5 protein-coding genes and 1 pseudogene are annotated in these 7103 nt (G+C 41.5%); 1 reads left to right on the forward strand and 5 read right to left on the reverse strand.

The window, feature by feature from the left end; translation table 11 throughout:
* Positions 1-8: 8 nt before the first annotated feature.
* The 3 genes from AAE02nite_RS11955 to mscL form a co-directional block, all read right to left on the reverse strand.
* Positions 9-1328: an MFS transporter gene (locus tag AAE02nite_RS11955; protein WP_146897965.1), complete on the reverse strand. Its 1320-nt coding sequence runs from the start codon at positions 1326-1328 to the stop codon at positions 9-11.
* A 308-nt stretch (positions 1329-1636) separates the two neighbouring features.
* Entirely contained in the window at positions 1637-2479 is an 843-nt protein-coding gene (locus AAE02nite_RS11960; protein WP_146897966.1) for a sugar phosphate isomerase/epimerase family protein, read from the reverse strand.
* A gap of 545 nt (positions 2480-3024) precedes the next feature.
* Positions 3025-3441 carry a large-conductance mechanosensitive channel protein MscL gene (gene mscL / locus AAE02nite_RS11965; RefSeq protein WP_170252586.1) on the reverse strand — a complete coding sequence of 139 codons (417 nt, stop codon included), beginning with the start codon at positions 3439-3441 and terminating at the stop codon, positions 3025-3027.
* A gap of 385 nt (positions 3442-3826) precedes the next feature.
* Here mscL and AAE02nite_RS11970 point away from each other — a divergent pair, with 385 nt between their 5' ends.
* Positions 3827-4912 carry a L,D-transpeptidase family protein gene (locus AAE02nite_RS11970; protein WP_170252587.1) on the forward strand — a complete coding sequence of 362 codons (1086 nt, stop codon included), beginning with the start codon at positions 3827-3829 and terminating at the stop codon, positions 4910-4912.
* 256 nt (positions 4913-5168) lie between these two features.
* On the opposite strand, the gene AAE02nite_RS11975 is transcribed toward AAE02nite_RS11970, so the two are convergent.
* Both AAE02nite_RS11975 and AAE02nite_RS27025 read right to left on the reverse strand, forming a co-directional pair.
* Positions 5169-6476 (reverse strand): OmpA family protein, encoded by a 1308-nt coding sequence (locus tag AAE02nite_RS11975; protein WP_146897968.1) that lies wholly within the window; start codon positions 6474-6476, stop codon positions 5169-5171.
* Positions 6477-6676: 200 nt separating this feature from the next.
* Positions 6677-6784 (reverse strand): annotated as a pseudogene (locus AAE02nite_RS27025) (hypothetical protein); the annotation flags it as partial.
* Between the last annotated feature and the right edge of the window lie 319 nt (positions 6785-7103).

Below are 7103 nucleotides of genomic sequence, written 5' to 3' on the forward strand. Positions count from 1 at the left end.
CAGACCGGCTAAGTAACTGGTAAGGCTTGTGGGCTACTTTCGGTTTTCCGATCCTTTATGGTTAAGAGGCAAAATAAACCCAACACAAAAAATGCCATTAGCGCCAGCACACTGTTGCGCATAGAACCGGTGACCTGGGCAATAACGCCGTAAGAAAAGGTACCCAAAATAATAGCCAGTTTTTCGGTAATGTCATAAAAGCTGAAGAATGAGGCGGTATCGGTAGTATGGGCCGGAATAAGTTTACTATAAGTAGACCGGGACATGGACTGAATACCTCCCATTACCAGACCAACCACCGCGGCCAGCAGGTAAAAAGCGTATTCGGTGTAAACAAAGTAGGCTCCGCCGCAAATACCCACCCAGATCAGAACAGCCAACACTAAAGTTTTAATATTACCTATTCTACCGGAAAGACGGGCAAAACCGTAGGCCCCCGCGATAGCCACCAGTTGCAGAATAAGAATCGTTAAAATTAATTTACTGGCCTCCAGGTGCAGTTCTTTGTCGCCGAAAACGGTAGCCACGTACATTACGGTTTGCACGCCCATGCTGTAAAAGAAAAAAGACAGGAGGAAACGTTTTAAGAAGGCCATTTGCTGCACCTGCCCGAACACCTGCTTTAACTCTCTGAAGCCGTTGAGCAGCCAACTGCCGGTGCGGGCCTTGCGGTGGGTATATTTTGGTAAGTAGTACAAGGTATAATGGGCAAAACCAAACCACCAGATGCCGGTAGTTAAAAAGGCAATCCGGGGGGGCAAACTCGTATTGGCCGGGTCCAGACCAAATAAGGTTGGCTGCAATACCAATGCCAGGTTAAATATTAACAGCAATACGCTGCCCAAATAGCCAATGGCAAACCCGCGGGCACTTAGTTTATCAAACTGATCTTCGGTAGCAATATCGGGTAAGTAGGAGTTATAAAAAACAATACTGCCGGTCCAGCCCATAGCCGAAAACATAAACAAAAACATAGAAACGGTAAAAGTTTCGTTGGTAAAGAAAAACAACCCGGCGCAGGAAATAGAACCCAGGTAGCAGAATATTTGCAGAAACATTTTTTTGCGGCCACTGTAATCGGCAATGGCCGTGAGCAAGGGATTTATGAGCGCAATAACCAGGTAAGAAAAAGAAATGCTGTAGGAAAATAGCACCGAAGAATCGAGTTGCCAGCCCAAAAAATTTACCATGCTGCTACTATCGGCTTGCTGCGCTACAGCTCCGTAGTAAATCGGGAAAATAGTAGAAATAATGACCAGCGAATGCACCGAATTGGCCCAATCGTAAAAACACCAGGCCCGCGTTATTTTGGGATTATTTTTTTCCATTAAAATGGGTTTTATCTCCTAAAGATATTCAGATTAAATTTTATCCCAACTAACCCCATACATTTTTGAAGATAATTAACTGAGGTTATTCAAACATTTTAAAAGAGGTCTATAAGGTACCCACTTGGGGTATTAGGCCGGAGATGGAGTTGCTACCTGCTTACTAGTTGCCACACAGTATTTCGGGCTTACCAGAATGACAGCGTTGCTAAACTCAGCCTTAAGAGAGAGTAAAAAGTAAGCTTTATTTTAAAATGGCATAAAAAAGCCGGTTAAACCCGGCTTTTGTTACTATTATTAAGAGTTTCTTATCCCAGCATCCGGAATATACCCCTGGTATAGCCCACTGATTCGGCCAGTCCGGGTACCGGGTCATTGGCATCTTTTTCGTATTCCAGTCCTAGTACACCCTGGTATTTAATTTTCATTAAGGTCCGGAGGAATTGCGGAATATCGATTACGCCGCGGCCAATTTCCAGGGGCGTATCTTTAGCGGTGGTGCCGGTTACGTCTTTTAAATGCACATCGTATAAGCGATCGGCGTATTTCTGAGCCATTTTGGCCGGGTCCTGCCCAATGCGAACGGTATGTCCGATATCAATGCACAAGCCAATGCGTTTGTCGAAGGATTTTATGCGCTCATATACGGTATCAGGACTTGGGTAAACCTTATCACCAGGCCCGTGATTATGAATAGCCAGTTTTATGTTGTGCTCTTTCACCAGTTTATCTACCAGCGGCAGCAACTCGTAATTAGGCACCCCGATAATCGTTTGAATGCCCATCTGTTTCGCGTAATTAAAAGCGCGTTTTACCTCGTCCTCCGATTTCATGTAAATTACACCTGCTCCATATAAGGTCAGGCCGGCAGCCTTTACTTTAGCCACCGCCTCGTTAATCTGTTCGGGGGTGCTGGTTAAGGGCAAATGCACATCTTTCAGGGCCAGGTGGGTCAGCCCAATTTTTTTGGAATATTTAATGGTGTCGTCCAGAGAGAACTTATGCATGGTATAAGAAGCCAAACCCAGAGGAATAGGTAAGCTTTTAGCGGAAGCCGTTTGGGCGAATGCAGTAGTAGTGGTGCCAGGTAGCAGGCCGGCGGCCAGGCCAATTCCTGCTACTTTCATAAAATCTTTACGGGAAAGAGACATGCGTGCGATTTAAATTATTTGAATGAATAATATTAGTGTAATGTTAAACCGGCCGGATTAAGCAAGTAACCAACCGGTGTTAAACTTAATAAATTTTAAAATATATTAAATAATTTAATTGTGCAATTACCTGAATAGTAGATTTAAGGATAAGTTAATAAAGCTTTATTTTCAGAAGTTGTATATCGTCTTCCGTAGAAAACCCATTTACCTGAGTATGATAAATTAGCAGCTGTATAATTGGCTGGTATGCCTCGTAAGGTAAGAAATAGTTGGTTGTAAAGGCAGGAAAGTAGAAGCGATTTGGAAAGGATATAGCTGAAGGAATTATCTTGTTTAACATATTTTCACTTATAAGCCAAAGTAAATCAAATAGATTAAAATAGGTAGACCAAGGTTGTTTTTGAACAGACCTCTTTCTCGTAGGCTTTTGTTTTCCTCTGGAAGTAGATAATCTTTAACTTAAAAGAAAAAGTATCAGCTTGACATTAACTTTTTTACATAAAACCTTTAGCGGCTATTTCTTGGAAGCCAAATGCTATTTATTAGCTTCTGGCACGCAGTAAATCCCGGATTTCAGTTAACAATATCTCTTCTTTGCTAAGCGTAGGCGTGGCTGGTGCAGCCTCTTCTTTTCTTTTGAGCGAATTGATACTTTTTACCAGCGCAAATATGGCAGCCGCAATGATAAGAAAATTGATAATTACCTGAATAAAATTACCGTAATTAATAGAGGCCCCTTCTTTGATTATTTTACCCCCTTCTATTACCGGATCCGATAACTGAATTTTCAAATCAGTAAAATCCACCCCTCCCAAAATCAAACCGAAAGGCGGCATGATAATATCATCTACTAGCGAGGTAACAATAGCTCCAAAAGCAACGCCAATTACCACCGCTACGGCTAAATCAATAACGTTGCCTTTTACAGCGAATTGCTTAAATTCAGATAAGATGCTCATCGTTTTCTAGTTTTTATTATGGTTAAATTAACTGATTTTAGAGGATAATAGAACTATTTATTACATAAAGGATTATATTTAATAAAGTTAACTATTATCTGGGTACCATGAATATAAATATATAATCGCAAATATTAAAGTATATAAGTTTTTGTTCAATAATAAGTTAGAGGCGTTTTATGTTGTGAAGACATTTCCCACTTTTTAATTATCGGATAAAAAGGCATTAAACTTTTAAACTTACATTCACAAAAAAAGCCGAGCGTTGGTTAAAAAGGGTGGGCAAATGATCTAATTTTAGGAAATAATGTTTAAAAAGGATTGGCGAAAGGGGCTATTTACGTGTTGGTGTGGGTTGGTTTTACCGGCTTTGGCTCATAGCCAAATGATTCACCCACAAGTGGCAAGCTTATCGCAAGCCCTGGAACATTATCGAAAAATAGCAAATAAGAATTCCTGGTCTAGCTTTCCGGTAAATATTTGTTTGCGGCCCAATGACAGTAGCACCTACATCCCAAAACTGCGGCATAATTTGATTTTAACCCGTGACCTACCAGAAGTTGATACCAGCACGCTTCCCGTATATGATAAAGTATTATTTGCCGCCGTTATTAAATTTCAGGAGCGGCATGGCTTAAAAGCCGATGGCATTGTGGGAAAATCCACTTTAGAAGCTTTGAATATTACCCCCGCCCAACGCATCCGGCAACTGGAGTTTAACTTGCTGCGGTGGCAGGCGGATACCATTGGCCAGGGTGTGCCAAGGTTATTATTAAACATTCCAGAATTTTCCTTAAAATTGCTAGATGGTAACTCCAACCTAATTTGGCAAACCAGAGTGATTGTGGGACAACGGCCGAAAGAGCGCCAAACGGTCTCGCTGACAAGTAAAATATCCTATCTGGTGTTAAACCCTACCTGGAATATTCCCAACAGTATTATCCGAAAGGAAATCATTCCCATTCTCCGGAAAGACCCGCATTACCTGGCCCGCAACCAAATGAAATTGTACCGGATAAAGGGGGCGAAAAAATATCTCATTCCGGTAAAGTCAATAAATTGGCAAACCGCAGACCCGGACCGGGATGCTCTGATGATTATTCAATCGCCTGGAAAAGACAATGCCCTGGGCCGGATAAAATTTATATTTGACAATCCATACCAGATTTACCTGCACGATACCCCTGAAAAAAGTATATTTAACCATGAGTTACGGGATTACAGCCACGGCTGCGTGCGGGTACAAAACCCGGAAATATTAGCAGCCTATCTGTTAAACCAGAACTGGCAAAAAACGCTGCCCTGGCCCCTGGAATTTGAAGAAAGTACAGTGGAGAAAATAGTTTATCTGCCGAAACCGTTGCCTATCAAAATAGGCTATTTCACCAGTTGGGTTAATGAAAAGGGAATCTTACAGTTCCGGGAAGATATTTATAAAATAGATAAGTTCAGTACCGATTTTAAATTTTAAGGCTGCCATTAAATCTCCTCCTGATGGCTTTCTCTGTTTAGCAACAGGCTTGCTTAAAAAACTTAGCAAGCCCATTTAGCTCTATGCCTTATAAACTGAACAGAGCAGCGGATAGTATTTAATTGAATCAACCTATCCTAATAAAAGCAAAGGCAGGAAAAATCTATACGTTTTTTCCTGCCTTTTCTTTTAATTATTGCGTCTCGAGCAGCTCTGCTAGTTAAGGTTGGCGTGTAATCACCATCAGAAGCAGGCCTTACTTCTTGGTTACCAATACATCAATGCGCCGATTCTGAGCACGGCCTTCCTCGGTGGCGTTATCAGCCACCGGATGCTGTTCGCCATAACCTTCCGCCTCTAGGCGTGCAGACGCTATATCTAATTGCTGAATAGCATTTTTCACCGCTTCGGCCCTGTTTTGCGAAAGCTTGAGATTGGAATTCGGTTGACCAACATTATCGGTATAGCCACCAATTTTGATATTAACCTGGGGGTATGCTTTAAGAATCTTGGCGATATTGTCAATCTGTTCCTGTGATTCGGGTTGAATCCGGGCGCTGCCTGTCTCAAAGTTTAAACGGTCAAAACTAAACCAACTGGTTTTATCAGGTGCTTTGTTCTGGTCCTCAATAAATGCCACCAGTTTACTTTCTATGCCATTAGATGGAATGTTAAGCACTACTCCCCCCGGAATCTCCCTTTCGGTAAATCCTGCCCCGGTTGGCCCTGGCTCCATTCTTTCCGCTTCGGTTGTGACTGGCTCTGTACCCACGGCTGCGATATCGGTGTCTTTGTTACAGTTACGGAGACCAAAAACAAGCAACAGGATGGCGGCAATTCCCAGCACCAAGGGCCAAAGCCAGTTCGTTTTCTTGACCGGTATAGCAGCGCTAGGTTGAACGCTGCCGGCACCGGTTGCCAGGGTGGGTCGCTCAAAATGCGGTACGGCGGCCGCTGCGGCCGCGGTAGTGGCACCGCCTAAACCCCCTAAGCCCAGCAAGTTGCCCAGTCCGGTCGGAAGAGCGCTCATGATACTTGATTTCTGGCTGGTTAGGTAACTGCTTAGCCCAACTTCGTCCAGTTCATCCTCCTTGGTCTTTTTTCCTAAGAATCCTAACACCAAAGGCGCAATATAGGCAAGGATGGCCGAAACGGAGGAGGATTTAATACCTGAATAATTGCTCAGAGCACTGCTAATTCCACCTAAGTTATTACCAAATATTTCCGCTAGGAACTGGTTTCCGGCAGGTACGGTACTTCCTGGAGCACCCGGAGCGGTATTTCCTAGATTTGCTAACGAACCGCTATCGTTCTTCCGGATGAGGTTAAAAATAGAATCCATTGCACCCGGCTCAGCCGTGCGATTAACTAATCCACCCAAAACGACCGGCAATATACCACCAAAAGCTTTCGCCGTGGCAGTCTCACCCTCGCCTAATTGGCTGCTGGTTCTAGATACAAGGCTGGGAGATATCAACCCCTTTAGTGATTCAATTAAGTCTGCCATAAAGTTTTCTGTTATATATTGATAAAACAAATCATATTTTATACTGATTTCATCCAATTTTGTTGTAATATGCCTTTAAAAAATATTTATTTACCTATAAAGTTCTTTAAAACAAGTAAGATAAAAATTAATATAATTAAATTTTATCTTATGCAAATGAAATACTGTTTCAATATATATAAATTTTCAAGTATTTTTTTTGCGTTTACGATTACCTAAGTAAAACTAAAGGCTAAAAATGAACAGTTTAATATTATTCAAAAAGACAGCATAATTTTTTCATTTACCAGGTAAATAAAAATGGAGGCATAAGCGGCACCAATTATTCTGGCTGCGGCAAAATCAATTACACTGCCTTTAGCGGAAAATTGCCTAAATAGGGACTAAAAGCTCACCGCTTAATTGTCTAATATAAAATTTTAAGTCAATGATTCTTTTAAATAAAAGAAGTTCATACAAATCAGAGTAAACGCATTTGTATTTTTGTAACTAATATTTGTACAAATTATTTAAATACTAGAAGTTTTAAATTTAGATTAGTTGATATTCCTGTTTTGCTTTTCAAACCACTTTATTCTATCCTTATGAAAAAAGTTACACTTTTACTTCTCTCTTTTATCCTTCAAATAACAGCCTTTGCCCAAACCGATACCACTTACTGGCGACGTTCCTTTTCTTCGGGAC

Origin of the sequence: Adhaeribacter aerolatus (assembly GCF_007991635.1) — a bacterium.
GTDB classification, from domain to species: domain Bacteria; phylum Bacteroidota; class Bacteroidia; order Cytophagales; family Hymenobacteraceae; genus Adhaeribacter; species Adhaeribacter aerolatus.

What these genes read in the sequence shown, in the direction of transcription:
- AAE02nite_RS11955 (WP_146897965.1), bottom strand. Translation starts at nt 1,328, where the DNA reads ATGGAAAAAAATAATCCCAAAATAACGCGGGCCTGGTGTTTTTACGAT.
- AAE02nite_RS11960 (WP_146897966.1), bottom strand. Translation starts at nt 2,479, where the DNA reads ATGTCTCTTTCCCGTAAAGATTTTATGAAAGTAGCAGGAATTGGCCTG.
- mscL (WP_170252586.1), bottom strand. Translation starts at nt 3,441, where the DNA reads ATGAGCATCTTATCTGAATTTAAGCAATTCGCTGTAAAAGGCAACGTT.
- AAE02nite_RS11970 (WP_170252587.1), top strand. Translation starts at nt 3,827, where the DNA reads ATGATTCACCCACAAGTGGCAAGCTTATCGCAAGCCCTGGAACATTAT.